20 protein-coding genes, 1 pseudogene and 1 riboswitch are annotated in these 25546 nt (G+C 70.5%); of the genes and pseudogenes, 15 read left to right on the top strand and 6 right to left on the bottom strand.

Going from position 1 to position 25546, the window contains the following annotated elements:
* The first annotated feature begins 115 nt into the window (after positions 1-115).
* The 3 genes from G5C51_RS08720 (at position 116) to G5C51_RS08730 (ending at position 6615) form a co-directional block, all read left to right on the top strand.
* On the top strand, positions 116-2863 hold the full coding sequence (locus G5C51_RS08720; RefSeq protein ID WP_240929495.1) for a glycoside hydrolase family 48 protein: 2748 nt from the start codon (positions 116-118) through the stop codon (positions 2861-2863).
* A complete protein-coding gene (locus G5C51_RS08725; RefSeq protein ID WP_338118067.1) occupies positions 2860-4395 on the top strand; it encodes a GH12 family glycosyl hydrolase domain-containing protein in 1536 nt (511 codons plus the stop codon). Before G5C51_RS08720 ends, G5C51_RS08725 begins: the two co-directional genes overlap by 4 nt.
* 174 nt (positions 4396-4569) lie before the next feature.
* Positions 4570-6615, top strand: coding sequence for a glycoside hydrolase family 6 protein (locus G5C51_RS08730; protein WP_165234565.1), 2046 nt, complete (start codon positions 4570-4572; stop codon positions 6613-6615).
* A 76-nt stretch (positions 6616-6691) separates the two neighbouring features.
* On the opposite strand, the gene G5C51_RS08735 is transcribed toward G5C51_RS08730, so the two are convergent.
* The 4 genes from G5C51_RS08735 to gcvT all read right to left on the bottom strand — a co-directional run bounded on the left by G5C51_RS08735 (position 6692) and on the right by gcvT (position 11035).
* On the bottom strand, positions 6692-8080 hold the full coding sequence (locus tag G5C51_RS08735) for an L-serine ammonia-lyase (protein ID WP_165234458.1): 1389 nt from the start codon (positions 8078-8080) through the stop codon (positions 6692-6694).
* A gap of 112 nt (positions 8081-8192) precedes the next feature.
* A complete protein-coding gene (gene glyA, locus G5C51_RS08740; RefSeq protein ID WP_165234462.1) occupies positions 8193-9461 on the bottom strand; it encodes a serine hydroxymethyltransferase in 1269 nt (422 codons plus the stop codon).
* Positions 9462-9473: 12 nt separating this feature from the next.
* Entirely contained in the window at positions 9474-9851 is a 378-nt protein-coding gene (gene gcvH, locus G5C51_RS08745) for a glycine cleavage system protein GcvH (protein ID WP_165234465.1), read from the bottom strand.
* Positions 9852-9919: 68 nt separating this feature from the next.
* Positions 9920-11035, bottom strand: coding sequence for a glycine cleavage system aminomethyltransferase GcvT (gene gcvT / locus G5C51_RS08750; RefSeq protein ID WP_206313615.1), 1116 nt, complete (start codon positions 11033-11035; stop codon positions 9920-9922).
* A gap of 151 nt (positions 11036-11186) precedes the next feature.
* A riboswitch (glycine riboswitch) is annotated at positions 11187-11278 on the bottom strand.
* A gap of 210 nt (positions 11279-11488) precedes the next feature.
* Between gcvT and G5C51_RS08755 the strand changes: the two genes are divergently transcribed.
* Positions 11489-12148, top strand: a complete 660-nt coding sequence (locus G5C51_RS08755; protein WP_165234469.1) for an AAA family ATPase — start codon at positions 11489-11491, stop codon at positions 12146-12148.
* A gap of 19 nt (positions 12149-12167) precedes the next feature.
* On the opposite strand, the gene G5C51_RS08760 is transcribed toward G5C51_RS08755, so the two are convergent.
* Positions 12168-12428 (bottom strand): hypothetical protein, encoded by a 261-nt coding sequence (locus tag G5C51_RS08760; RefSeq protein ID WP_165234472.1) that lies wholly within the window; start codon positions 12426-12428, stop codon positions 12168-12170.
* 62 nt (positions 12429-12490) lie between these two features.
* Here G5C51_RS08760 and G5C51_RS08765 point away from each other — a divergent pair, with 62 nt between their 5' ends.
* The 9 genes and pseudogenes from G5C51_RS08765 to G5C51_RS08805 all read left to right on the top strand — a co-directional run bounded on the left by G5C51_RS08765 (position 12491) and on the right by G5C51_RS08805 (position 22644).
* Positions 12491-13222 carry an enhanced serine sensitivity protein SseB C-terminal domain-containing protein gene (locus G5C51_RS08765; protein ID WP_165234475.1) on the top strand — a complete coding sequence of 244 codons (732 nt, stop codon included), beginning with the start codon at positions 12491-12493 and terminating at the stop codon, positions 13220-13222.
* 104 nt (positions 13223-13326) lie between these two features.
* The gene (locus G5C51_RS08770) at positions 13327-14115 is read left to right on the top strand and encodes an enhanced serine sensitivity protein SseB C-terminal domain-containing protein (RefSeq protein WP_165234478.1); all 789 of its coding nucleotides are present in this window, start codon (positions 13327-13329) and stop codon (positions 14113-14115) included.
* A gap of 386 nt (positions 14116-14501) precedes the next feature.
* Complete coding sequence (locus tag G5C51_RS08775; RefSeq protein ID WP_165234481.1) at positions 14502-15506, top strand: ABC transporter permease; 1005 nt, start codon at positions 14502-14504, stop codon at positions 15504-15506.
* A gap of 100 nt (positions 15507-15606) precedes the next feature.
* A complete protein-coding gene (locus G5C51_RS08780; RefSeq protein WP_165234484.1) occupies positions 15607-17370 on the top strand; it encodes an ABC transporter substrate-binding protein in 1764 nt (587 codons plus the stop codon).
* A 121-nt stretch (positions 17371-17491) separates the two neighbouring features.
* Positions 17492-18496, top strand: a complete 1005-nt coding sequence (locus tag G5C51_RS08785; protein WP_165234487.1) for an ABC transporter permease subunit — start codon at positions 17492-17494, stop codon at positions 18494-18496.
* Positions 18493-19602 carry an ABC transporter ATP-binding protein gene (locus tag G5C51_RS08790; protein ID WP_165234490.1) on the top strand — a complete coding sequence of 370 codons (1110 nt, stop codon included), beginning with the start codon at positions 18493-18495 and terminating at the stop codon, positions 19600-19602. Before G5C51_RS08785 ends, G5C51_RS08790 begins: the two co-directional genes overlap by 4 nt.
* Positions 19599-20681: pseudogene (locus G5C51_RS08795) on the top strand (ABC transporter ATP-binding protein); the annotation flags it as partial. The gene G5C51_RS08790 and the pseudogene G5C51_RS08795, both read left to right, overlap by 4 nt.
* Before the next feature lie 90 nt (positions 20682-20771).
* Complete coding sequence (locus tag G5C51_RS08800; RefSeq protein ID WP_165234497.1) at positions 20772-21431, top strand: TRIC cation channel family protein; 660 nt, start codon at positions 20772-20774, stop codon at positions 21429-21431.
* Positions 21432-21471: 40 nt separating this feature from the next.
* Positions 21472-22644, top strand: coding sequence for an aminotransferase class V-fold PLP-dependent enzyme (locus G5C51_RS08805; protein WP_165234571.1), 1173 nt, complete (start codon positions 21472-21474; stop codon positions 22642-22644).
* Here G5C51_RS08805 and G5C51_RS08810 read toward each other — a convergent pair.
* Positions 22637-23566 (bottom strand): hypothetical protein, encoded by a 930-nt coding sequence (locus tag G5C51_RS08810; RefSeq protein WP_165234500.1) that lies wholly within the window; start codon positions 23564-23566, stop codon positions 22637-22639. The genes G5C51_RS08805 and G5C51_RS08810 overlap by 8 nt on opposite strands.
* Positions 23567-23692: 126 nt before the next feature.
* On the opposite strand from G5C51_RS08810, the gene G5C51_RS08815 reads away from it, so the two are divergent.
* On the top strand, positions 23693-24352 hold the full coding sequence (locus tag G5C51_RS08815) for an N-acetylmuramoyl-L-alanine amidase (protein WP_165234503.1): 660 nt from the start codon (positions 23693-23695) through the stop codon (positions 24350-24352).
* A gap of 5 nt (positions 24353-24357) precedes the next feature.
* Positions 24358-25518 carry a tRNA 2-thiouridine(34) synthase MnmA gene (gene mnmA / locus G5C51_RS08820; protein ID WP_165234506.1) on the top strand — a complete coding sequence of 387 codons (1161 nt, stop codon included), beginning with the start codon at positions 24358-24360 and terminating at the stop codon, positions 25516-25518.
* Positions 25519-25546 lie beyond the last annotated feature (28 nt).

Below are 25546 nucleotides of genomic sequence, written 5' to 3' on the forward strand. Positions count from 1 at the left end.
CTCCCACCCGACCCTCGATGGAGGAATCGTGTCCACGCACCCTGACATGCCCGAAAGATCCCATAGATCCAGCTTATTATCCCGGCGTTCCTTCGCCACAGCGGCCGGCGGCACCCTGGTCGCCCTCGGCGCCGGACAGGCCCTCGCCCGCGCCGCCGACGCCCCGGGCGGGGCCGCCGCGCAGGCGGCTGCTGCCGCCGCCAACGGCCCGTACACGGAGGCCTTCCTCGCTCAGTACGAGAAGATCAAGAACCCGGACAGCGGCTACTTCAGCCCGGACGGCATCCCCTACCACTCCGCCGAGACCCTGATCGTCGAGGCCCCGGACCACGGACACCAGACGACCTCCGAGGCGTTCAGCTTCTGGATCTGGCTGGAGGCGGCGTACGGCCGGGTCACCGGCGACTGGGCCCCCTTCAACAAATCCTGGGAGGTCGCCGAGGCCTCGATCATCCCGCCGCACATCGACCAGCCCACCAACGACTCGTACAGCGCCGCCAAGCCCGCCATCTACGCGCCCGAGCACCCCCAGGTCACCAGCTACCCGGCCGAGCTGACCGCCTCCGTCCCCGTCGGCTCCGACCCCATCGCCGCCGAACTCGCCTCCGCGTACGGGACGATGGACATCTACGGCATGCACTGGCTGATGGACCTCGACAACGTCTACGGCTTCGGCAACAAGCCCGGCACCGGCGACGAGCTCGGCCCCGGCAGGATGGCGTCCTTCGTCAACAGCTACCAGCGCGGCGCGCAGGAGTCCGTCTGGGAGACCATCCCGCAGCCCTCCACCGACCTCTTCAAGTACGGCGGGCCCAACGGCTACCTCGACCTCTTCGTCAAGGACGCCTCGTACGCGAAGCAGTGGAAGTACACCAACGCCCCCGACGCCGACGCGCGCGCCGTGCAGGCCGCCTACTGGGCGCTGACGTGGGCGACGGCGCAGGGCAAGGCGGGCCAGGTGTCCGCCTCCGTGGCCAGGGCCGCGAAGATGGGCGACTACCTGCGCTACTCGATGTTCGACAAGTACTTCAAGAAAATCGGCAACTGCACCAGCCCCACCGGGTGCTCGGCCGCCTCAGGGCGCGACGCGCAGCACTACCTGCTGTCCTGGTACTACGCCTGGGGCGGCTCCTCCGGCACCGGCGGTGGCTGGGCCTGGCGGATCGGCGACGGCATCGCCCACCAGGGCTATCAGAACCCCCTCGCGGCCTGGGCGCTGTCCACCGTCCCCGCGCTCACCCCCAAGTCGCCGACCGCCAAGGGCGACTGGCAGAAGTCGCTCACCCGGCAGCTGGAGTTCCTGCGCTGGCTGCAGTCCGCCGAGGGCGGGCTCGCCGGCGGCTGCTCCAACAGCTGGGACGGCCAGTACGGCACCCCGCCGGCCGGCACCCCGACCTTCTACGGCATGGCGTACGACTGGCAGCCCGTCTACCACGACCCGCCGTCCAACAACTGGTTCGGCTTCCAGGTCTGGTGCATGGAGCGCGTCGCCCAGTACTACTACGTCACCGGCAACGCGGCCGCCAGGACCGTCCTCGACAAGTGGGTGGCCTGGGCCGCCGGGGAGACCACCGTCGGCGCCGACGGCAGCTACCGCTTCCCCGCCACCCTGCGCTGGACCGGCGCCCCCGACACGTGGAACGCCGCCGCCCCCGGCGCCAACACCGGCCTGCACGTCTCGGTCGTCGACTACGGCGACGACGTCGGCGTGGGCGCCGCGCTGGCCATGACGCTGATCTATTACGCCGCGAAGTCCGAGGACGCCGACGCCGCCGGACTCGCCAAGTCACTGCTCGACGCGATGGCCGCGCACGCCGACGCCAAGGGCATAGCGGTCCCCGAGACCCGCCGCGACTACGACCGCTTCGACGACCCGGTGCACTTCCCCTCGGGCTGGTCCGGCACCTCCCCGCAGGGCGTCAAGCTGGGTTCCGGCACCACCTTCATCTCGATGCGGCCGTGGCTCAAGCAGGAGCCGGGCTGGTCGAAGGTGCAGGCGTACCTCGACGGCGGCGCCCCGCCGGTCTTCACCTACCACCGCTTCTGGGCGCAGGCGGCGCTGGCGCTCTCCTTCGCCTCGTACGCCGAACTCCTCGGCGACGAGGGCGACCCCGGCGGCGACGACACCACCCCGCCGACCGTCCCCACGGGCCTCACGGTCACCGCGACCACCAGCACCAGCGTGTCGCTGTCGTGGACCGCGGCCACCGACGACACCGGCGTGGCGGCGTACGACGTCTACCGCGACGGCACCCCGGCCGGCACCCCGACCGCTACGGCCTACACCGACTCCGGGCTCTCCGCGTCCACCGCCTACCGTTACCGGGTCGCCGCCCGCGACGCGGCGGGCAACGCCTCCGCACTGTCCGCCGAGGTCACCGGCACCACCAAGGCCGGCGGCGGTACGGGCGGGGTCAAGGTCCAGTACAAGAGCAGCGACTCCAATGCCACCGACAACGCCATCCGGATGTCCCTGAAGGTCGGCAACACCGGCGGCGGCGCGCTCTCCCTCTCCACGGTGACCGTCCGCTACTACTTCACCGGCGACGGCGGCCCGTCCACGTACACCACCTGGTGCGACTGGGCGATGCTCGGCGGCTCCAACATCACCCACAAGGTGGTCGCGCTGAGCAGCCCGAAGGCCGGCGCGGACCGCTACCTGGAGGTCGGCTTCACCGCGGGCGCGGGCAGCGTCGCCGCGGGCGGCGACTCCGGCGAGATCCAGCTGCGGGTGCACAAGAGCGACTGGTCGAACTTCAACGAGGCGGACGACTACAGCCGCGGCACCAACCCGGCCTTCTCGGACGCCTCCAAGATCACCGCTCATGTCGGCGGTGAGCTCGTATGGGGGACGGCGCCGTGAGGAGACGTCAGCTGCGCGGCGCGCTCGCCGCGGCCGCCGCGGGCATCCTGCTCGCCGGGCTCGCGCTGTTCACCGGCGCGGGCCGGGCGGCGGCCGCGACGATCACCGACTGCACCCAGTGGGGCACCACCGCGATGCAGGGCGGCGCCTACACGTACCAGCAGAACGAGTGGAACTCAACGGCCCGGCAGTGCGCCAGCATCGACACCGAGACCGGCGCCTGGAAGCTGACCGAGGCGAACTTCTCGCTCACCACGGCCGGGCCACCGGCCACGTATCCGTCGAGCTACAAGGGCTGTCACTGGGGCGCGTGCACCGCGAACAGCGGCCTGCCGATCAAGGTGAGCGAACTGGGCAGCGCCCGCTCGACCTTCGACACCACCCAGGTCGCCTCCGGCGCCTGGAACGCCGCGTACGACCTGTGGTTCAACTCCACGCCCACCACCGACGACCAGCCGGACGGCACCGAGGTGATGATCTGGATCAACCACCGCGGCGGCGTCCAGCCCATCGGCTCCCGCACGGCCACCTTCACCGCGGACGGGCGGACGTGGGACGTGTGGACAGGGCCCGGCGCCTCCGGGTGGAAGGTCATCTCGTACGTGCTGCAGGGCGGCGCCACCGCGGTGCGGGACCTCGACGTGAAGGACCTCGTCGACGACGCCACCGCACGCGGCCAGATCAACCCCGCGCACTACCTGATCGACGCCGAGGCCGGCTTCGAGATCTGGCAGGGCGGCCAGGGGCTGGGCGTGAACTCCTTTACGTTCGAGGCCAGTAAGGACACGGGGGGCGACGAGGACACCACGCCGCCGACCGCGCCCCGCGACCTGCGGTCCACCGGGTCGACCTCGTCGTCCGCCGCGCTGGCCTGGGATCCCGCCACGGACAACACCGGCGTCACGGCGTACGACGTCTACCGCGGCGGCACGCGCGTCGGCTCCACCGGCGGCACGACGTACACCGACACGGGGCTGGCGGCGTCCACCGCGTACAGCTACACCGTGCGCGCCCGCGACGCGGCCGGGAATGTCTCGCCGCCCGCGGGGCCGGTGAGTGTCACCACGCAGCCGGGCGGTGGCACCGGGGACGGCGATCTGAAGGTGCAGTACAAGACCAGCGATACGAGCTCGTCGGACAACGCGATCAGGATGAGCCTGCAGTTGGTCAACACGGGCAGCAGTGCGCGCAGCCTGAAGGACGTTGAGATCCGCTACTGGTTCGGCGACGAGGCCTCCTCGTACAGCACGTGGTGCGACTGGGCGCAGCTGGGCTGTTCGAACCTCACCCACTCGGTGTCCACGAACGGCACGGCGACCGGGGCGAACCGCTATCTGAAGGTGAACGTCACCGGCGGCTCGCTCGCCGCGGGCGCCTCGACCGGCGATATCCAGCTGCGGCTGCACCGCAGCGACTGGTCGAACTTCAACGAGGCCGACGACTACAGCCACGGGACCGCGAGTTCATACGCGGACGCGCCGAAGATCGGCGTCTACTCCGGCGGCGAACTGCTGTGGGGCACCGCGCCCTGATCCACCCCCAAGACACCCGGTGGCGGGAGTCCTTCCCGCTGCCCCTTCCCGCCACCGGGGCACGTACGTGCAGCCTTATCCGAGAGGAGCACCAGAGCCGCGATGAACACCACCACGCACCTCAGACGCAGGAGCCGCTTCAGGAGGCTCGCCGCGCTGCTGCCGGCGTTCGCCATGGGCGCCGCGCTCAGCGTCGCGCTGCCGGCCTCGCCCGCCGCGGCCGCCCGCGTCGACAACCCGTACGTGGGCGCCAAGCCCTACGTCAACCCCGACTGGTCCGCCAAGGCCAAGGCCGAGCCGGGCGGCTCCGCCATCGCCGACCAGCCCAGCTTCGTCTGGATGGACCGGATCGCCGCGATCACCGGCACCGCCAACGGCCGCGGCCTGCGCGCCCACCTCGACCACGCGCTGACGCAGGGCGCCACGCTCTTCCAGGTCGTCATCTACGACCTGCCGGGCCGTGACTGCTCGGCGCTCGCCTCCAACGGCGAGCTGAAGGCGGAGGAGCTCGGCCGGTACAAGGCCGAGTACATCGACCCGATCGCGGCGATCCTCGCCGACCCGAAGTACGCGGCACTGCGGATCTCCGCGCTGATCGAGCCGGACTCGCTGCCCAACATGGTCACCAACGCGGGCAGTGCGGCCGGCGCCACGGAGGCCTGCCGGCACGTGAAGGAGCTGGGGTCGTACGAGAAGGGCGTCGGCTACGCGCTGAACAAGCTCGGCGACATCCCCAACGTCTACAACTACATCGACGCGGGCCACCACGGCTGGCTCGGCTGGGACACCAACTTCGACCCGGCGGTGGACCAGTTCAAGAAGGCCGCCACCACCGAGGGCGCGACGGTCGACGACGTGCACGGCTTCATCGTCAATACCGCCAACTACAACGCGGTGAAGGAGCCGCACTTCAAGGTCACGGACTCGGTGAACGGCACCACCGTGCGCCAGTCCAAGTGGGTCGACTGGAACTACTACGTCGACGAGCTGTCCTTCGCCCAGGCGCTGCGCGACCGCCTGGTCAGCCGCGGCGGCTTCAACTCCGGCCTCGGCATGCTCATCGACACCGCCCGCAGCGGCTGGGGCGGCACCGCCCGGCCCACCGGCCCCGGCCCGATGACGTCGGTGGACGGCTACGTCAACGGCAGCCGCGTCGACCGCCGTATCCACACCGGCAACTGGTGCAACCAGGAGGGTGCCGGTGTCGGCGAGCGCCCGAAGACCGCGCCCGAGCCGGGCATCGACGCGTACGTGTGGGCCAAGCCCCCGGGCGAGTCGGACGGCAACAGCAAGCCCATCGACAATGACGAGGGCAAGGGCTTCGACCGGATGTGCGACCCGACGTACGGGGGCAACGACCGCAACGGCAACAACCCGACCGGCGCCATGGCGGACGCCCCGCTGGCCGGCCACTGGTTCTCGGCACAGTTCCGGATGCTGCTGGCCAACGCCTACCCGCCGCTGGACGGCGGCGGCGACCCGGGCGACGACACCGAGGCGCCGAGCGTCCCGGCGGGACTGAAGACGACGTCTGCCACCTCGTCGTCCGTGTCGCTGTCCTGGACAGCCTCGACGGACAACGTGGGCGTCGCGTCGTACGACGTCTACCGCAACGGGACCCTCGTCGGCTCCACCGGCGGCACGACGTACACCGACAGCGGCCTCACCGCCTCCACCACCTACCAGTACAAGGTGCGGGCGCGGGACGCCGCCGGGAACGCCTCGGCCCAGTCCGCGCAGGTCGCCGGCACGACGACCGCGGGCGGCGGGCCCGGGACCGGCAATCTGAAGGTGCAGTACAAGACCAGCGATACGGGCATGACGGACAACGCGATCCGGATGAGCCTGCAGCTGGTCAACACCGGCAGCAGCGCGCAAAGCCTGAAGGACGTCGAGATCCGCTACTGGTTCGGCGACGAGGCGTCCTCGTACACGACCTGGTGCGATTGGGCGCAGATCGGCTGCTCGAACCTTACCCACTCGGTGTCGGCGAACGGTTCGGCGACCGGGGCAAACCGCTATCTGAAGGTCAACGTCACCGGCGGCTCGCTCGCCGCGGGCGCCTCGACCGGCGATATCCAGCTGCGGCTGCACCGGGCCGACTGGTCGAACTTCAACGAGGCCGACGACTACAGCCACGGGACCGCGAGTTCATACGCGGACGCGCCGAAGATCGGCGTCTACGCGGCCGGCGAACTGCTGTGGGGCACCGCCCCGTAATCCGAATGGAGGCCTGACCCACGTACGGCGCAAAGCGCCCCCGGTGCGGGTTCCGCACCGGGGGCGTGCCGTCGGTTCAGCACTCGATGACGTTCACCGCGAGCCCGCCCCGCGCCGTCTCCTTGTACTTGACCTTCATGTCGGCGCCCGTCTCCTTCATCGTCTTGATGGCCTTGTCGAGCGAGACGAAGTGGTGGCCGTCGCCGCGCAGGGCCATCCGGGCGGCGGTGACCGCCTTGACCGCGGCCATGCCGTTGCGTTCGATGCAGGGGATCTGGACCAGGCCGCCGACCGGGTCGCAGGTGAGGCCGAGGTTGTGCTCGATGCCGATCTCGGCGGCGTTCTCGACCTGTTCCGGGGTGCCGCCCAGCACCTCCGCGAGGCCGCCCGCGGCCATGGAGCAGGCGGAGCCGACCTCGCCCTGGCAGCCGACCTCGGCGCCGGAGATGGAGGCGTTCTCCTTGAAGAGCATGCCGATCGCGCCCGCGGCAAGGAGGAAGCGGACGATCGAGTCCTCGTCGTCGGCCACCCCGGGGACGAAGTCCCGCGCGTAATGCAGCACCGCCGGGATGATGCCCGCGGCGCCGTTCGTCGGGGCGGTGACCACGCGGCCGCCCGCGGCGTTCTCCTCGTTGACGGCCATCGCGTAGAGCGTCGTCCACTCCATCGCGTGCGTCTCACGCAGGCCCTCGGCGCGCAGCTGGCGGGCCGAAGTGGCGGCGCGGCGGCGGACCTTGAGACCGCCCGGGAGGATGCCCTCCTTGGTCAGGCCGCGGCGGACGCACTCCTGCATCACCCGCCAGAGCTCCAGCAGCCCGGCCCGGATCTCCTCTTCGGTACGCCAGGCCTTCTCGTTCTCCAGCATCAGCGCCGAGATCGACAGGCCCGTCTCGCGGGCCATCCGCACCATCTCGTCGCCGGTACGGAACGGGTACTTCAGCACCGTGTCGTCCAGCTTGATGCGGTCCTCGCCGACCGCGTCCTCGTCGACGACGAAGCCGCCGCCCACCGAGTAGTACGTCTTCTCCAGCAGCGGCGTCCCGGCGGCGTCGTACGCGAAGAGCGTCATGCCGTTCGCGTGGTACGGCAGCGAGCGCCGGCGGTGCAGGATCAGCTGCGACGGCTGGTCGAAGTCGATCTCGTGCGCCTCGCCTATCTCGGCGCCGAGCAGCCGCAGGCGGCCTGAGGTGCGGATACGTTCCACCTCGCTGTCCGCCCACTCCACGTCCACCGTGCGCGGGGAGTAGCCCTCGAGGCCGAGCAGCACCGCCTTCGGGGTGCCGTGGCCGTGGCCGGTGGCGCCGAGGGAGCCGAAGAGTTCGGCGCGGACGGAGGCGGTGTGCGCCAGCACGCCGTCGTTCTTCAGCCGGCGGGCGAACATGCGCGCGGCGCGCATCGGGCCGACCGTGTGCGAGCTCGACGGGCCGATGCCGATCGAGAAGAGGTCGAAGACGGAGATGGCCACGGTGGCAGGACTCCTTTGTCCGGTCGTGGGTGAACCGGTGACGGGGGTGCAGCAGGGGGCAGAGAGCGCGACTTGGGCTTGCGCGCTGCCCTGCCCCCGTTCGTATTGCTTTTTACAGACTCGGGTACAGCGGGTGCTTCTCCGCCAGGGCCGAGACCCGGGCGGCGAGCGCCTTCTGCTTGTCCTCGTCGTACGACGGCTTCAGCGCCTCCGCGATCACGTCCGCGACCTCACGGAAGTCGTCCGCCGTAAAGCCACGGGTAGCCAGCGCGGGCGCGCCGATGCGCAGTCCCGAGGTCACCATCGGCGGCCGCGGGTCGTTCGGGACCGCGTTGCGGTTGACCGTGATGCCGATCTCGTGCAGCCGGTCCTCGGCCTGCTGGCCGTCGAGATCGGACTTGCGCAGGTCCACCAGGACCAGATGCACGTCCGTGCCGCCCGACAGCACCGAGACGCCGGCCTCGACCGCGTCCGGCTGCAGCAGCCGCTCGGCGAGAATCTTCGCGCCTTCCAGCGTACGACGCTGGCGCTCCTTGAACTCCTCGCCCGCCGCGATCTTGAAGGAGACCGCCTTGGCCGCGATCACATGCTCCAGCGGGCCACCCTGCTGACCGGGGAAGACCGCCGAGTTGATCTTCTTCGCCAGCTCCTGCTTGGACAGGATCACGCCACCGCGCGGCCCGCCGAGGGTCTTGTGCGTCGTGGTCGTGACGATGTCCGCGTACGGGACGGGGTTCGGGTGCAGCCCCGCCGCCACCAGGCCCGCGAAGTGCGCCATGTCGACCATGAGCAGCGCGCCGGTCTCGTCCGCGATCCGCCGGAAGGCGGCGAAGTCCAGCTGCCGCGGGTAGGCGGACCAGCCGGCGATGATCAGCTGCGGCCGGTGCTCCTTGGCGAGCCGCTCGACCTCTTCCATGTCGACCTCGCCGGACTCCTCGTCGACGTGGTACGCGGCCACGTTGTAGAGCTTGCCGGAGAAGTTGATCTTCATGCCGTGGGTGAGGTGGCCGCCGTGCGCCAGGTCCAGGCCGAGGATGGTGTCGCCAGGCTTGAGCACGGCGAACATCGCCGCGGCGTTCGCCGAGGCGCCGGAGTGCGGCTGCACGTTCGCGGCCTCGGCGCCGAAGAGCGCCTTGATCCGCTCGCGGGCCAGGTCCTCGACCACGTCGACGTGCTCGCAGCCGCCGTAGTAGCGGCGGCCCGGATAGCCCTCCGCGTACTTGTTGGTGAGCACCGAGCCCTGCGCCTCCAGCACCGACACCGGCGCGAAGTTCTCGGAGGCGATCATCTCCAGGGTGGACTGCTGGCGGTGCAGCTCGGCGTCCACGGCGGCGGCGACCTCGGGGTCGACCGTCTTGAGGGAGTCGTTGAGAAGCGTCATCAGTTACGTACCTCAGCCGGCCGTGAAGGCCGTGTACTCGTCGGCGGACAGCAGGTCGCCCGGCTCGTCGGTGACCCGCACCTTGAACAGCCAGCCGCCCTCGAAGGGGGCCGAGTTCACCAGCGCCGGGTCGTCCACGACGTCCTGGTTGACGGCGGTGACCTCGCCGGTCACCGGCGCGTACAGGTCGCTCACCGACTTGGTCGACTCCAGCTCGCCGCAGGTCTCGCCCGCGGTCACCGTGTCACCCACCTCGGGAAGCTGTACGTACACGACGTCGCCGAGGGCATTGGCGGCGTGGGCGGTGATGCCGACCGTGGACGCGCCGTCCTCGGCGGGCGACAGCCACTCGTGTTCCTTGCTGTAGCGGAGCTGCTCGGGGTTGCTCATGGGGCTGATTCTCCTAGATCAGAGTCGGTGCTGCAGACATGGGCGGGGCCGCAGTGAAGCAGTGAAGTTCAGCGCTCGCGCTTGTAGAAGGGGAGGGCGACGACGTCGTACGGCTCGTGGCTGCCGCGGATGTCCACGCCCACGCCGGCCGTGCCGGGCTCGGCGTGCGCGGCGTCGACGTACGCCATCGCGACCGGCTTGCCGAGGGTGGGGGAGGGGGCGCCGGAGGTGATCTCGCCGATCACGGAGCCGTCGGCCACCACCTCGTACCCGGCCCGCGGCACCCGCCGCCCCTGGGCGACGAGCCCGACGAGCTTCCGCGGCGGCGCGGTCTCGGCCCGCTCGGCGGCCTGCTCCAGGGCCTTGCGGCCGACGAAGTCCACCGGCTTGTCGAACTTCACCACCCGGCCGAGCCCGGCGTCGAAGGGCGTGAGGGCGGTGCTCAGCTCGTGCCCGTAAAGCGGCATCCCGGCCTCGAGCCGCAGGGTGTCGCGGCAGGAGAGCCCGCACGGGATCAGGCCAGCGCCCTTGCCCGCCTCGGTCAGCGCCTCCCAGACGGTGACGGCGTCGGCGGGCCGTACGAACAGCTCGAAGCCGTCCTCGCCGGTGTAGCCGGTACGGGCGATCAGGGCGCTGACGCCCGCGACCGTGCCGGGCAGGCCCGCGTAATACTTCAGCCCGTCCAGGTCGGCGTCGGTGACGGACTTCAGGATGCCGGAGGACTCCGGGCCCTGGACGGCGATCAGCGCGTACGCGTCCCGGTCGTCGCGCACCTCGGCGTCGAAGCCGGGGGCGCGGGCGGTGAGGGCGTCGAGGACGACCTGCGCGTTGGAGGCGTTGGCGACGACCATGTACTCGTGGTCGGCCAGCCGGTAGACGATCAGGTCGTCCAGGATGCCGCCGTCCTCCTGGCAGATCATGGTGTAGCGGGCCCGGCCGACACCCACCGCGGACAGCCGTCCGACCAGTGCGTAATCGAGGAGCTCGCCGGCCTGCGGGCCGGTGATCGTGATCTCGCCCATGTGCGAGAGGTCGAAGAGCCCGGCGCGCGTACGGACGGCGTTGTGCTCGTCGCGCTCGCTGGCGTACCGCAGCGGCATGTCCCAGCCGGCGAAGTCGGTCATGGTCGCGCCGAGGGCGCGATGGGTGGCGTCGAGGGCGGTGCGACGGGGGGCATCGGTCATGATCATCAGGCTCCCGGACAGGGGTGGGCGGATGTCCCTCCCCATCTGTCATCGGCACCTGAGAGGTTCGCCACAACCGCTGGGGCGGGTGGCTTGCACCTTGGGTGGAGCGCGCGGGGCCTGCGGCCTGCGGCTCGCTTTTCAGACTTGCCTATTCCGTGCGGTATCTGTGCCTGAGAGATTCGAGGGGGTCTTGCTCCTTCGGCGCCTGGCGTGATTCCAGGACTCTCCCGCGCGGAGTCGAGCGGCCTGTATGCGGTTGTCGGCACATCATGGCACGGATGGCGGGCGGCGGTGGCCGGTCGCGGGGGACCCATGGAAGGAGCGGGCGGCTAGGGTGCTGGATGTGGTCGACCCGTTACAGCCGGTTGCGAGAGGCACCCTTGCTGCAGATTGCCATTTCTTTACACTCGGCCGGGACAGGCCAAACGCGCCTGGAACCCTAGGGGGACGATGAACGTGCACGATGTCGCCCCGGCACAGCCGGACCTCGAACGGTCCGCGCGGGTGCCCGCGCGCCGCGGGCCCACGGTGTGGGCGCCGCCGCCCGGGCTGTCCGATCTGCGGGGACGGCCGTTCCCCGGTCGGGCGCTGGCCTTCCCCGCCGGTGATGTGGTGGTCGTCTCCGGGCTGCCCGGCAGCGGGAAGTCCACGCTGATCCGGCGGGCCGGAAGCGTCCGGCGGGTGGACTCGCAGGACACCCGGGACCGCTGGGACACCCGGCTCGGGCGCCGGCTGCCGTACGCCGTCTACCGTCCCCTGGTGCGTGCCGCGCACTACCTCGGCCTCGGCCGCGCGCTGCGCGGTGCCGCCGGCGTCGTCGTACACGACTGCGGCACGCTGCCCTGGGTACGGCGCTGGGTCGCCCGCGAGGCGCGGCGGCGCGGCGCCGGCGTGCACCTGCTGGTCCTCGACGTGCCGCCGGATCTCGCCCGCGCCGGCCAGCGGGCCCGCGGCCGCGAGGTCTCCCGCTACGCCTTCGCCCGCCACCAGCAGGCCACCCGCTCCCTCGTCAGAGCCGCCGAGGAGGGCACCCTGACAACAGGCTGCGACAGCGTGGTCCTGGTCGACCGCGAGGCAGCGGACGGCGTCCGGGCCATCCGCTTCGAGTAGCGCGGGCGGCCGCGGGCCCTCAGCCGGCGGCGACCAGGGCGAGCGTGGGCGCGGCGGTGGCGGCGGCGCTCACCCAGCCCAGGGCGAACACGGCGAGTACCGGCGTCGCGACGATCACCCAGGGCAGCACCCCGTCGTTCTCGGTCGGGTTGCCCACCGTGAGGCCGCGGGCCTTCAGGGGCCAGTTGACGGCAAAGTAGAAGAGCAGCCAGAACGGCACGACGGCCGGCAGTCCCAGCAGCAGGTTGACCGCCAGCGGTGCCGGCCACTGCTTGCGCATGCTTCCCCCCCCCACAGGGGCGGCGTGGTCCAAGGCGCCCGGCTCGGATTATCGTTCACCGCGTGAGCTATCCGGAGCAGCAGTTTCCCGTCAATGAGCTGGAAGAGGTGCTTGCCGCGGCCGTTGGGCGGCCGGAGGCGGGGGCGCGGTTGCTGGAGGTGGTCGGGCGGAGTCATCTGTGGGTGCCGCTGCCGGAGGGCGGGAGTCCGGGCAGCGCGACGCTGGATCTGCCGACCACCGAGATCGGCGGGCAGGCTTACGTGCCCGTCTTCTCCTCCAAGGAGGAGTTCCTGAAGGTCGTCGGCAGCCATATGTCGTTCACGGTCGCGCCGGCCCGCGAGTTCGCCCGCGGACTGCCCCCCGAGCTGGGAATCGCGCTGAACCCGGGCGGCGCCATCGGCGTGCCGCTGCCGCCGCAGGCCGTCGCCGAGCTGTGCCGCGAGCCGTACGCGGGAGCCGCCGGCGGCCGGGTGCGGCTGAGCGAGCCGGACTGGCAGGAGGACCCGGTGGACTTCCTGCGCCGGGCGGGCGACGAATTCCACGCCTCCGGCGTCGTGCTGTCCGCGCGCCGCGCGCTGGCCTCGGTGGAGGGCGCGCCCCCGCAGCTGTACGTGGGCGTCCAGCTGACCGAGGCCTCGGATCAGGCCCAGCAGGCAGCGGTGGACGCCCTCGGCCGGGCCCTCGGCGCCCACCCGACGCCCTGGCCCGTACAAATGGTCTTCCTCGACGCGGTAGCAGATCCGGTGGTCACATGGATGGCGGAGCGGGTGCGTCCCTTCTTCGGGGCGGCCTAACCTGATTTGATTGCCAGGGCCGCCGCGCACGCGTGTGCGGCGGAACGTGTGACGTGCAGGACTGATACGGGGGCTGGAGGCGTGCGGTGAGCGGGGGCGCGACGGTGGGGCAGCTGGTAGAGCAGCAGGCTCCGGGGCGCTATGACGCGTACGAGGCGCTGCTGGCCGCGCTCGCCGAGGGGCAGGTCTGGATGCTGCTGTGGCAGGGCATGCCCGGCACCCACGACGCCCAGTACGGCAACATGCAGGTCGACGGCCTCGGCTACGCCCCCTGCGTCAGCTCCGCCCAGGAGCTCGCCGCCAGCGGCTGGACCCGCTCGCACGAATCGGTCGCAGGCCGCGACATCGCCGCCGCGCTGTACCCGGACCACTGGGGCCTGTGGCTCGACCCGCACGCCCCGGGCGGCGGCGTCGGCATCCCCTGGCTCGACCTGCGCCGGATGGCCACCGGGCTGGAGCGGCTGCCCGCGGGCCCGCTGCGGATCAGCGAACCGACCGTGGAGGCGCAGCAGTTCTACGCCGTCCTCGGCCAGGCCGCGCATCGCACCCAGGCGGTACGGGCGTTGACCCGCGCCTGGGTGGAACCGGCGCTCGGCGAGCCGTACTTGGCGATCGGCCTCGACCTCTACGACGACGCGACCCCGTCGGTCGCGGCGGCGCGCACGATGATGCAGGAAGCGGTGGCCGCGGTGCCGCCCGGGCTGCCGGTGTCCACGGTGGCGATGGCCGACGACTACGACCCGGTGGCGATGTGGATGCGGGCGAACGCGCGCCCCTTCTTCGACCGCGGCGCGTACAGCGAGGGCGGCCTGGCGGTCTCCCCGGCCGCCTCCGGCTACGGCTACCCGCCCCAGGGCGGCTGGCAGCAGGGCGCCGCGCCGCGGGCGTACTGAGCGCCCGTCCGGCCCGCGCCCGGCTGAGGTTCCGCCCGGCCCGCGCCGGGCGCCCACAGACTGAGACAGTGCGCACCCATTAGTCCGTTATGGCCCCAGATCCCGGCCATGCCGGGCTACTTGACCCACCGTTTACCGTCCGTGGACGTCCGGATAACGGAAGACGGTGTCGCACATCACGAATAGGCATCCTTTCCCCGTCAGGGCTGGCGGGTGATCGCGACCCCCATGAAGACTCCCGGTCCAGGGACTTTCGTCCCGGTGTACGAATGGCCTCAACGAGCTCTCCCGCACCATCCGTACATCCAGCACCAGTGATGTGACTCAGCCGCTACCACGGCGCAGCACGGGCCGGCCGATCGCCGGCCGAGAGGGGTCCTGCCACGATGACGGCGCCATTGCACGACACGCCCGCGGAAGCGGCCCCGAGTGAGGTATCCGGGGCCGCTGATCAGGCCGGGGCGAAGAAGGTTGAAGGGCGGTCGCTGAAGCAGATCGCCTGGAACCGCCTGAAACAAGACAAGCTCGCGCTTGCCGGTGCGGTCATCGTGCTCGTGCTGGTCATCGTCAGCGTTTTCGCGCCGTTGATCGTCGACCTGTTCGGGCATCCGCCGACGGAGTTCAACCAGGACAAGCTCGACCCGCTCACCAACCTGCCCCAGGGCGCCCTCGGCGGAGTCAGCGCCGAGCACTGGTTCGGTGTCGAGCCGAACAACGGCCGCGACATCTTCAGCCGGATCATCTACGGCGCCCGGGTGTCGATGCTGGTGGCGTTCCTCGCCGCGATCCTGGCCGTGGTGCTCGGCACCCTCTTCGGCATCATCGCCGGCTTCTTCGGCGGCTGGGTGGACGCGGTCATCAGCCGTGTCATGGACGTGCTGCTGGCCTTCCCGCAGCTGCTGTTCATCATCTCGCTCGTGTCGGTGCTGCCCAACGACCTGTTCGGGCTGACCGGCAGCGGGGTGCGCATCATGATCCTGATCCTGGTGATCGGCTTCTTCGGCTGGCCGTACGTCGGCCGGATCGTCCGCGGCCAGACGCTGTCGCTCAGGGAGCGCGAGTACGTCGAGGCGGCCCGCAGCCTCGGCGGCGGATCCCGGCACATCCTCTTCCGCGAGCTGCTGCCGAACCTGGTGGCGCCGATCACCGTCTACACCACCCTGATGATCCCGACGAACATCCTCACGGAGGCGGCGCTCAGCTTCCTCGGCGCGGGTGTCCGGCCGCCCACCGCATCGTGGGGCGGCATGCTGCGGGACGCGCTCGGCACCTACGAGCACGATCCGATGTTCATGGTCTTCCCCGGTCTGGCGATCTTCATAACCGTCCTGGCCTTCAACCTCTTCGGTGACGGTCTCAGGGACGCGCTCGACCCGAAGGGAACGCGCTAGCTACCAACTCCTGCCCCCTGCCGTCCAGGTCGGGTGGCTCTTCCCCACGGTTCTCCGGCAGCAAGGCCAAGGACCCAGAATCTCGGAGGATGCGAGAAGAATGCCCAGAGTTTTCAAGAAGCGACGGCTCACCGCGGGTGCGGCCATCATCGTCGCGTCGACGATGGCCCTCACCGCCTGCGGCGGCGGAGACGAAGGCGAGGACGGCGGCGACAGCAAGGCTGCCGGCTACAACGCCGCGATAGGCAAGATCGCCAACCCGTCGAAGAAGAAGGGCGGCACGCTCAAGTTTGTCGCCAAGCAGGACCTGGACTACGCCGACCCGCAGCGCATGTACTTCGGTATGTCCTGGGACTTCAGCCGCTACTACGCGCGCACGCTGGTCACCTACGACACCAAGCCGGGCGAGGCGGGCAACAAGCTGGTCCCGGACATGGCCGAGGACATGGCCAAGGTCTCCGAGGACGGCAAGACCTACACGTACAAGCTGCGTGACGGTCTGACGTGGGAGGACGGCTCCAAGCTGACCTCCGAGGACATCAAGTACGGCATCTCCCGCATCTGGGACAAGGATGTCATCACCGGTGGTCCGGGCTACCTGCGCAGCACGCTCGACCCGAAGGAAGAGTACAAGGGTCCCTACAAGGACAAGAACCTTGACAACCTGAAGTCGATCGAGACGCCGGACGACCAGACCATCGTCTTCAAGCTGCCGAAGCCCAACGGTGACTTCGAGCAGATGCTGGCGATGCCGACCGGTGCTCCGGTCAAGGCGGCGAAGGACACCCGGGCCAAGTACGACCAGAAGCCGTTCTCCAACGGCCCGTACAAGTTCGAGTCCCGGCACGTGAACAAGTCGATCACGCTGGTCCGCAACAAGGCCTGGAAGAAGTCCTCGGACCCGATCCGCCCGGCGCTGCCGAACAAGATCACGGTCGCCATCAACAAGAACCTCGAAGAGAACGACAAGCGCCTGATGGCGGGCGACTACCACATCGACATGAACGGCACGGGCATGACCCAGTCGGGTCGTACCACCGCCATCCAGGACCACCGCGACAGCGTGGACAACATGCAGACGGACTTCATCCGTTACGTGGCGCTGGTGACCAAGACCAAGCCGCTGGACAACGTCAACTGCCGCAAGGCCGTCTTCTACGCCACCGACTTCGCGGCCCTGCAGCAGACCCGTGGCGGCAAGCTGGTCGCGGGTGAGATCGCCAACAGCCCGTACCCGAAGTCGATTCCGGGCAACGACGACTACGACCCGTACGGCGTGCTGGAGCGCAAGGGCAAGCCGGACGAGGCCAAGGCCAAGGCCGAGCTGAAGAAGTGCGGCAAGCCGAACGGCTTCGAGACCGTCATCACCGCCCGCAACGACAACCCGGGTGAGGAAGACGCCGCCGAGGCGATGCAGGAGCAGCTCGGCAAGGTCGGCATCAAGCTCGAGATCGCCACCTTCTCCGGCCAGGACTCGTCCAACATGTCCGGCAGCCTCGAGAAGGTCAAGAAGGAGGGCTACGGCATGGTCATGACCGGCTGGGGCCCGGACTTCCCGTCCGGCCAGGGCTACGGCCAGCCGCTGTGGGACAGCCGCTTCATCCAGAAGACCGGTAACTACAACGAGGCCCAGATCAACGACAAGTCGATCGACAAGGCCTTCGACGACGCGATCGCGACGACCGACCCGGCCGAGGCCAAGAAGATCTACACCGACCTGGGTCACAAGATCCTGGACGAGGCCTACTGGATGCCGTTCCTCTACGAGAAGAACATCAGCTGGCGCAGCCCGAACGCGACGAACGTGTACTCGACGGCCGGCTACAGCGGTCGCTACGACTACGTCATGCTCGGCGTCAAGTAACCGCGACCGGTCCCTGAAGAGACACCACGCCAAACCCGCCAGTCCGAAGGGCAGGTGATGGCCCCGGCCGGCGGCCGGGCCCCCGCAACCCGGGGTCCCGGCCGCCGGAGGGCCGCGCACAGTGCTTGCTTACCTCATCCGGCGCATCATCGCCGTCATCATGATGGTGCTGGTCGTGCTGCTCACGACCTTCTCCATCTTCTATCTCTTGCCCAAGTGGTCCGGGCAGGACCTCGCGGTGGTCTACGCCGGAAAGGGGACATCCCCCGAGGCGCTCGAGGGCATCCGGAACAAGCTCGGCCTGGATGAACCGGTGCTCGCGCAGTTCTGGGAGTTCGTCAAGGGCATCCCGATGGGCCGCGACTACGCCAACGGCGCGGACGACGTGACCCATTGCGACGCCCCCTGCCTCGGCTACTCCTTCCGCACCGAGACCTCGGTGTGGGACGCGCTCACCTCCGCCCTCCCGGTCACCGGCGCGCTCGCCCTCGGCGCGTGCATTATGTGGCTGGTCGGCGGTGTCGCGGTCGGCGTCCTCTCCGCGCTGAAGCGGGGTTCGTTCTGGGACCGCACCGCCATGATCGGAGCGCTCTCCGGCGTCTCCATGCCGATCTTCTTCACCGGCATGATCATGATGGGCGTCTTCGTCCACAGCCTCGGTCTGCTCAAGCTGGACGACGAGCTGACCTCCAGCGACTCGATCGGCGTCTGGTTCGAGACGCTCTTGCTGCCATGGATCGCGCTGGCCTTCCTGCAGGCGGCGATGTACGCGCGCCTCACCAGAGCCACCATGCTCGAGGTCATGGGCGAGGACTACATCCGCACCGCCCGCTCCAAGGGCCTCGGCGAACAGGCCGTGATCATCCGGCACGCCCTGCGCTCCACGATGACCCCGATCCTCACCGTCTTCGGCCTCGACCTGGGCGTGCTGATGGGCGGCGCCATCCTCACCGAGCAGACCTTCGGCCTGAAGGGCATCGGATACGAGGCGGTCAACGCCGTCGGCTCCAAGGACCTCCCGGTGATCCTGGGCGTCACCCTGATCGCGGCGCTCGCCATCGCGGTGGCCAACCTCGTCGTGGACATCATGTACGCCGTCATCGACCCGCGAGTGAGGCTCGGATGAACGACCTGAACCGAAGCGGAGCCGTGGCCGGCGAACCCGTGGACACCACCTCCGCACCCCCCTCCGCCTTCCTTGAAGTCCGCGACCTCAAGGTGCACTTCCCCACCGACGACGGCCTGGTGAAGTCCGTCGACGGCCTGAGCTTCTCGCTGGAGAAGGGCCAGACCCTCGGCATCGTGGGCGAGTCCGGCTCCGGCAAGTCCGTCACCTCGCTCGGCATCATGGGCCTGCACACCGTCGGCCAGTACTCCAAGCGGCGGGCACGGATCTCCGGTGAGATCTGGCTGGACGGGCAGGAGCTGCTCACCGCCCCGCCGGACAAGGTGCGCAAGCTGCGCGGCCGCGAGATGTCGATGATCTTCCAGGATCCGCTGTCCGCGCTGCACCCGTACTACTCGATCGGCAAGCAGATCGTCGAGGCGTACCGGGTCCACCACAACGTCGACAAGAAGACCGCCCGCAAGCGGGCGATCGAGCTGCTCGACCGCGTCGGCATCCCGCAGCCGGACAAGCGGGTGGACTCCTACCCGCACGAGTTCTCGGGCGGCATGCGGCAGCGCGCGATGATCGCGATGGCGCTGGTCAACAACCCCGAGCTGCTGATCGCCGACGAGCCGACGACGGCGCTGGACGTCACCGTCCAGGCGCAGATCCTCGACCTGATCCGGGATCTGCAGAAGGAGTTCGGCTCCGCGGTCATCATCATCACCCACGACCTGGGCGTGGTGGCCGAGCTGGCCGACAAGATCGTGGTCATGTACGGCGGCCGGTGCGTCGAACGCGGGCCGGCGGAGCAGGTGTTCACCCACCCGCAGCACCCGTACACGTGGGGCCTGCTCGGCTCCATGCCGCGCATCGACCGCGACCAGACCGACCGGCTCAACCCGGTCAAGGGCTCGCCGCCCAGCCTCATCAACATCCCGAGCGGCTGCGCCTTCCACCCCCGCTGCCCGTACGCCGACCTGCCCAAGGGCAATGTCACGCGGACGGTGCGGCCCGAGCTTGAGCTGGTGGACGGGAGCGCCGAGTCCCACTTCTCGGCCTGCCACTTGTCGGCGGAGCAGCGGGAGCGGCTGTGGACCGAAGAGATTGCGCCGAAGCTGTGAGCGAGGACAAGAAAGTGACGATTCCCGCGCAGAGCGCCAAGGACGCCGTACCGGCTGCCGCGAACGGCGAGACCCTGCTCAAGGTCACCGGCCTGCAGAAGCATTTCCCGATCCGCAAGGGCCTGCTCAAGCGGCAGGTCGGCGCGGTGCGGGCGGTGGACGGCATCGACTTCGAGGTGCGCTCCGGAGAGACGCTCGGCGTGGTCGGCGAGTCCGGCTGCGGCAAGTCGACCATGGGCCGCCTCGTCACCCGGCTGCTGGAACCGACCGCCGGCACCGTCGAGTTCGAAGGCCGGGACATCACGCACCTCGGGGTGCGGGGCATGCGGCCGATGCGCCGCGACGTCCAGATGATCTTCCAGGACCCGTACTCCTCCCTCAACCCGCGGCACACCGTCGGCACCATCGTCAGTGCGCCGTTCAAGCTCCAGGGCGTGCAGCCCGAGGGCGGGCTGAAGAAGGAGGTCCAGCGGCTGCTGGAGACGGTGGGCCTCAACCCCGAGCACTACAACCGCTATCCGCACGAGTTCTCCGGCGGCCAGCGGCAGCGCATCGGCATCGCCCGGGCGCTGGCGCTGCGGCCGAAGATGGTCGTCGCGGACGAGCCGGTGTCCGCGCTGGACGTGTCGATCCAGGCGCAGGTGGTCAACCTGCTGGACGACCTGCAGACCGAGTTCGGCCTGACGTACCTGATCATCGCGCACGACCTGTCGGTGGTACGGCATGTGTCGGACCGGATCGCGGTGATGTACCTCGGCAAGATCGTCGAGCTCGCGGACCGCAAGTCGCTGTACGAGGCGCCGATGCACCCGTACACGAAGGCGCTGATGTCGGCGGTGCCGATTCCGGACGTCAAGCGGCGCCAGCAGCGCGAGCGGATCTTCCTCAAGGGCGATGTGCCGTCGCCGATCTCGCCGCCGAGCGGCTGCCGCTTCCACACCCGCTGCTGGAAGGCGACGCAGGTGTGCACGAAGGAGGAGCCGCCGCTGATCGAGCTGCGGACCGGGCAGCAGGTGGCGTGCCACCACCCGGAGAACGCCGAGGACCGGAAGCCGGGTGACGCGCCGCTCGCCGGCGCGGAGACCGTGGTGGAGAAGAAGACGGTGGCGTAACGGGGCTCGGACAGGCCGATGCGCATCCGCGGACACCCGACCGTGTAGAACGGTCGCGTGTCCGCGGATCTGTTCTCCCCCTCCCTGCAGCACTGGCTCGACCTGGCCGGGATCTTCGTCTTCGCGATCTCCGGCGCCCTGCTCGGCGTGCGCAAGAACTTCGACGTGTTCGGCATGGCCGTGCTCGCGCTCGTCACCGGCCTCGGCGGCGGGCTCTTCCGCGACCTGGTGATCGGGTCGGTGCCGCCCGCGGCCTTCGCGGATCTGGGGTATTTCCTGACGCCGCTGGTCGCCACGCTGCTCGTCTTCTTCCTGCACCCCGAGGTGGAGCGGATCAACACCGCGGTGGGCGTCTTCGACGCGGCCGGGCTCGGGCTCTTCTGCGTGGCCGGGACCGTGAAGGCGTACGAGCACGGGCTCGGGATGACGGCGTCGACGGCGCTGGGGGTGGCGACCGCGGCCGGCGGGGGAGTGCTGCGCGACATGCTCGCCGGCGAGGTGCCGGCGCTGCTCCGCTGGGACCGGGAGATCTACGCGGTCCCGGCGCTGCTCGGCGCGACGCTGACCGCGCTGCTGCTGAAGGCCGATCAGCTCAGCCCGGCGGCCGGCGCGGCCGCGGCGGCGCTGGCGTTCACGGTGCGGCTGCTCGCGATGCGGTACGGATGGCGGGCCCCGCGGGCGTGGCAGCGCAGGAGCGGGCGGGCCGGGGAGGCATAGCCCCGCCGCCGGGCTCGTAGAATCGTGGCTTGTGTCCCCCATCGAGCCGCCCGCTTATCTCGACCATGCCGCCACCACACCCATGCTCCCGGAGGCGGTCCGGGAGCTGACCGGGAAACTCGGCGTCGTCGGCAATGCCTCCGCACTGCACTCCGCGGGGCGGCAGGCCAGACGGGTCGTCGAGGAGGCGCGGGAGCGGCTGGCCGGGGCGTTCGGCGCGCGGCCCAGCGAGGTGGTCTTCACCGGCGGCGGTACGGAGTCGGACAACCTCGCGGTCAAGGGCCTGTACTGGGCGCGGCGGGACGCAGAGCCGCGCCGGGTGCGGGTCATCGCCAGTCCCGTCGAGCACCACGCCGTGCTCGACGCCGTGCACTGGCTGGCCGAGCACGAGGGCGCGCGGGTCGACTGGCTGCCCGTCGACGCGTACGGGCGGGTCCACCCCGAGGCCTTCGCCGAGGCCATCGCGCACGACCCGGGCGATGTCGCGCTGGCGACGGTGATGTGGGCGAACAACGAGATCGGCACCGTCATGCCGCTCGCCGAGCTGGCCGCCGTGGCCGCCGAGTACGAGGTGCCGCTGCACACCGACGCCGTGCAGGCCGCGGGGCAGATCGAGGTCGACTTCGCGGCGGCCGGGCCCGCGGCCCTCACCCTCTCCGCGCACAAGATCGGCGGGCCGTACGGCATCGGCGCCCTGCTGCTCGGCCGGGACCGGTCGCCCGTACCGCTGCTGCACGGCGGCGGACAGGAGCGCGACGTGCGCTCCGGGACCCTCGACGTCCCCGGCATCGCGGCGTTCGCCGTCGCGGCGGAGCTGGCCGTGGCGCGGCGCGAGGAGTTCGCGCGCGAGGTGGGCAAGCTGCGGGACGGGCTGATCGCGGCGGTACGGGCCGCCGTGCCGGACGCCGTGCTCGGGGGCGATCCGGTGGACCGGCTGCCGGCCAACGCGCACTTCTCGTTCCCCGGGTGCGAGGGGGACTCGCTGCTGTTGCTGCTGGACGCGGCGGGGATCCAGTGCTCGACGGGTTCCGCGTGCACGGCGGGCGTCGCCCAGCCCAGTCACGTCGTGCTGGCCACCGGGGCGGATCCGGAGCTGGCCCGCGGCACGCTGCGGTTCTCGCTGGGGCATACCTCGACGCAGGCGGATGTCGACGCGCTGGCCGCCGCCATCGGGCCCGCGGTGGAGCGGGCGCGGGCCGCCGGGCTCAGCTGACCAGGCGCTCCAGGACCGCCTGGAACTCCTCGTCCACCGTCACCCGCAGCTCTTCGTCCTCGATGCTGCTGAGCTGAGTGAGATGGCCGGCCCGCCACCAGTAGACGCACGGGCTGAGCGGGCCGACCGAGTCCATGTGGCCGGCCACGGCGAAGCGGGCCAGGGTGTTCAGGGCCGGGATGACGTTCTGGTCCCGGATGGGGTGGAAGGCCAGCTGGTGGCGGTGCGGGAGGACCACCAGGGCGCCGTCGGGGCTGAGGGCGCGGCCGGTGAGCTTGGTCGTCAGCTCGTCGAGGAGCAGGACGAAGCTGGTGGTGTAGAGCGATTCGCCCATCACCACGTCGATGTCGCCGCCGTCCTCGCGCTCGATGTGCTCGTACTCCATGAGCGGCAGCTGCCGCAGGTTGTCCAGCGCCTGGGCGGTGAGGTCCGGGAGGGTGCCGTACTTGTCGAGGGTCTGGCGCGGGAGCAGGGCGACGCGGTCCGGGTAGTCGAGCGCCAGGCCCTCGCGGAGGCCCGGGGCCAGGGTGCGGCCGTAGTCGAAGATCTCGGCGGCCGAGCTCTCGGTGAGCAGCCGCGGGTAGATGCGGGAGCGGAAGTCCTCGGGTGTGAGGTCGTCCGGCTCGGGTGCCTCCAGGCCGCGCAGCATGATGTCGACGTGCCGGTCGATCAGGCCCGGCCAGACGGCCTGTCCGCGCTCGTCGTTGTGGCAGACCGCAGCGATGTTGCCGAGGCCGAACTGGCGGCCGGAGTCGTCCCGCACCACCGCGGCCGGCACGGTCACCTCGACGCCGCGCTCGGCGAAGGCGCTGCGCACCTGGGTACGGAACAGGGCGCCCTCGGCCTCGGAGAAGAAGGTGAAGTCGGGATCGCGCGGCGCCTCGGGGCCGTCGCGGCGCGGCTTCCTGCGGAAAATGCCCATGCTGTTCCCGTCCTGCTGGTGCCAGGAGGGCCGAGCCTAACGCGGAGCGTATGGCCCTGGCCCATGATTTCGGCGGGGGCGGCGCGGCGGAACCAGATCTCCGCGGCGGGCGTTCTCTCCTCACGTATGAACGAGAATCCCGGGCCCGAGGCCTCAGGACCCCGCATCAGCCGGCGCAAGCTGCTCATCGGCGGCGCTGCCGTCGTCGGCGCCGGCGCGCTCGCGGCCACCGAGCAGGACACCCTCGCCCGCTGGTGGTGGCGGACGCCGGGCGTCGACAAGCCGCGCAAGGCCGGCGAGCTCGACTACCCGCGGGCCCGCTGGACCGCCGCCGACCAGGCGAACTGGCGGCGGGCCGACCGGCCCGCCGACTACGGGATAGACCGCGTGATCATCCACGTCACCCAGGGCGGCTACGCCAGCACCCTCAAGGTCTTCCGCGACCCCGCCCACCAGGCCGCCACGCACTACGTCGTCCGCGCCCAGGACGGCCATGTCGAGCAGATGGTGCGCGAGCTGGACGTCGCGTACCACGCGGGCAACCGGGAGTACAACGAGCGCTCCATCGGCATCGAGCACGAGGGGTGGGTGGACCGGGCCGACTCCTTTACGGACGCCATGTACCAGTCCTCGGCCCGGCTGACCGCCGACATCTGCCGCCGGTACGACATCCCGGTGGACCGGAAGCACATCATCGGGCACAACGAGGTCCCCGGCGCCGACCACACCGACCCCGGGCCGCACTGGGACTGGGACCGGTACCTGGAGCAGGTGCGTACCCTGTAAGGGCTATGACTGACGCCAGCAGCACGACCACCCGCCCCCGCCTGAAGGTCCTCGCCGCCATGTCCGGCGGCGTCGACTCCGCCGTCGCCGCCGCCCGCGCCGCGGAAGCCGGCCACGACGTGACCGGCGTGCATCTGGCGCTGTCGAAGAACCCGAAGTCGTTCCGCACCGGCGCCCGCGGCTGCTGCACCATCGAGGACAGCCATGACGCCCGCCGGGCCGCCGACGTCATCGGCATCCCGTTCTACGTGTGGGACCTCGCCGAGCGCTTCCGCGAGGACGTGGTCGAGGACTTCTTCGCCGAGTACGCGGCCGGGCGCACCCCCAATCCGTGCCTGCGCTGCAACGAGAAGATCAAGTTCGCCGCGCTGCTGGACAAGGCGCTGGCGCTGGGCTTCGACGCGGTCTGCACCGGGCACTACGCGCAGGTGATCGTCCGCGCGGACGGCGGCCGCGAGCTGCACCGGGCCGCCGACATGGCGAAGGACCAGTCGTACGTCCTCGGCGTGCTCGACGACCGGCAGCTGGCGCACGCGATGTTCCCGCTCGGGGACACGGCGACGACCAAGGAGCAGATCCGGGAAGAGGCCGCCGAGCGCGGGCTCTTCGTCGCCAAGAAGCCGGACAGCCACGACATCTGCTTCATCGCCGACGGCGACACCCAGGGCTTCCTCGCCCAGCGCCTCGGCACCGCCGAGGGCGACATCGTCGACGAGAGCGGCGACAAGGTGGGCACGCACTCGGGCGCATACGGCTTCACCATCGGCCAGCGCAAGGGCCTGAAGATCGGCACCCCGGCCCCGGACGGCAAGCCGCGCTACGTGCTGGACATCTCGCCCGTCGACAACACGGTGACGGTCGGCCCGGCGGAATCCCTGGACGTGACCGCGCTGACGGCCGTAACGCCGCGCTGGTGCGGCACGGCGCCGCAGGGCCCGGGCACGTACACGGCGCAGCTGCGCGCGCACGGCAGCGAGACGCCGGTGGCGGCGGAGGTCGTGGACGGCGAGCTGCGGGTGGAGTTCGCCGAGCCGGTACGGGGCGTGGCGCCCGGCCAGGCGATCGTGCTGTACGACGGCACCCGGGTGGTCGGGTCCGCGACGATCGCGGCGACGACCCGGCGTGGGGTGCTTGACCAGGGCATGTCCGCTCCGACAGCGTCATAGGGCATCTCCCGCCCCCCACAAAACCGGA

It is taken from the genome of Streptomyces coryli (assembly GCF_011044975.1).
GTDB lineage: Bacteria > Actinomycetota > Actinomycetes > Streptomycetales > Streptomycetaceae > Streptomyces > Streptomyces coryli.

Excerpts from the sequence above, each read along its gene's own strand:
- glyA (WP_165234462.1), bottom strand. The coding sequence starts at position 9,461 with ATGACGCTTCTCAACGACTCCCTCAAGACGGTCGACCCCGAGGTCGCC.
- G5C51_RS08775 (WP_165234481.1), top strand. The coding sequence starts at position 14,502 with ATGACGGCGCCATTGCACGACACGCCCGCGGAAGCGGCCCCGAGTGAG.
- G5C51_RS08755 (WP_165234469.1), top strand. The coding sequence starts at position 11,489 with ATGAACGTGCACGATGTCGCCCCGGCACAGCCGGACCTCGAACGGTCC.
- G5C51_RS08780 (WP_165234484.1), top strand. The coding sequence starts at position 15,607 with ATGCCCAGAGTTTTCAAGAAGCGACGGCTCACCGCGGGTGCGGCCATC.
- G5C51_RS08790 (WP_165234490.1), top strand. The coding sequence starts at position 18,493 with ATGAACGACCTGAACCGAAGCGGAGCCGTGGCCGGCGAACCCGTGGAC.
- gcvH (WP_165234465.1), bottom strand. The coding sequence starts at position 9,851 with ATGAGCAACCCCGAGCAGCTCCGCTACAGCAAGGAACACGAGTGGCTG.
- G5C51_RS08810 (WP_165234500.1), bottom strand. The coding sequence starts at position 23,566 with ATGGGCATTTTCCGCAGGAAGCCGCGCCGCGACGGCCCCGAGGCGCCG.
- G5C51_RS08760 (WP_165234472.1), bottom strand. The coding sequence starts at position 12,428 with ATGCGCAAGCAGTGGCCGGCACCGCTGGCGGTCAACCTGCTGCTGGGA.
- mnmA (WP_165234506.1), top strand. The coding sequence starts at position 24,358 with ATGACTGACGCCAGCAGCACGACCACCCGCCCCCGCCTGAAGGTCCTC.
- G5C51_RS08730 (WP_165234565.1), top strand. The coding sequence starts at position 4,570 with ATGGGCGCCGCGCTCAGCGTCGCGCTGCCGGCCTCGCCCGCCGCGGCC.
- gcvT (WP_206313615.1), bottom strand. The coding sequence starts at position 11,035 with ATGACCGATGCCCCCCGTCGCACCGCCCTCGACGCCACCCATCGCGCC.
- G5C51_RS08815 (WP_165234503.1), top strand. The coding sequence starts at position 23,693 with ATGAACGAGAATCCCGGGCCCGAGGCCTCAGGACCCCGCATCAGCCGG.